This window comes from Cupriavidus sp. 01T418, from assembly GCF_056398885.1.
Map to the genome: position 1 here is coordinate 1 of NZ_JBFTQG010000119.1, position 1,201 is coordinate 1,201.

Below are 1,201 nucleotides of genomic sequence, written 5' to 3' on the forward strand. Positions count from 1 at the left end.
GCACTCGTTCCAGACTGATCTCCGGATGCCAGATCCTCATGGTCATGCTGTCGCTGGCGCTGGCCGTGTTTTCGGCAAGTGCGGCACAGCTCAACCTGGCGAGCGTACCGCTCTATGCCGGCGGCAATGTGCCTCCGATCGTGATGATCGACCTGTCGAAAGACCAAGCCCTGTACCAAAAGGCATACAACGACTATTCCGACATGAATGGCGACGGCAAGATCGACACTACCTATGATGATTCGATCGATTACGCTGGCTATTTCGATTCGTTCAAGTGCTACACCTACAGCACTGCCCAGCATGCCTTCTTACCGGCCTCGATCATTCAGGCAACCCCCAGGAACCACTATTGCCCGGCGTCGAGCGCCTGGAGCGGGAACTTCCTGAACTGGTCCAGCATGACCCGCATGGATGCGGTCAGGAAAATCCTCTACGGTGGCTACCGGTCTACCGACACAAGCACAAACACCATCCTCGAACGTGCGTTCCTGCCGATGGACGCGCACTCCTGGGCGAAGTACTACAACGGCGCCGACCTGCCGAAACTCACGCCGTACACGTACGGCACAGGCCAACAGATAGAACAGACTGCGCCAACGTTCACTTCCACCAGCAGCGTCAGCCTGACCTCGGGAACGACCAGCGTAATCATCAGCACCTCGAACCAGTTCGAGGTCGGCGACCAGATGAAACTGGTGCCAACCAGCGCGCCTGCCAATTCGATGACCGGTTGGGTGACCGCGGTATCGAACGGCAGCAGTGGAAGCAAGCCGTCGACCATTACCGTGAATATCGACAGCCGCTCGGTTAACGGTACGAACAAAAGCTATAGCAGCTGGACAGTATCCAACCTCAGCCGCGTGGGGCTGACACTGTGCAACACGACCCCCAACGACTCAGGCGCCGCCAACAGATATTCCCAGAGCAACAACGCCTCGCCTGAAATACGCGCGGCGAAGGGGAACTATGCCTTGTGGGGCGCCAGTGAGCGCTGGCAGTGCAATTGGGCGTCGGAACACAGCGCGACCCAGGGCGCCAACCTTTCAAACGGGAACCTTCCGGCCCTCTCCGGCCTGAATGCCTCGGCGGAGAATCCGCCGCAAGCGACCCGTGGGATCGGTACTGGAGAGGCCACGGGACAATACTACGCCCGCGTGCAGGTCTGCGTGTCGGGGATGATCGGCAACGACAATTGCCA

1 pseudogene is annotated in these 1,201 nt (G+C 59.2%); it reads left to right on the forward strand.

The annotated features are described in order from the left end of the window. Positions 1 to 38 precede the first annotated feature (38 nt). A pseudogene (locus AC1DQ3_RS36460) lies at positions 39 to 1,201 on the forward strand (hypothetical protein); the annotation flags it as partial.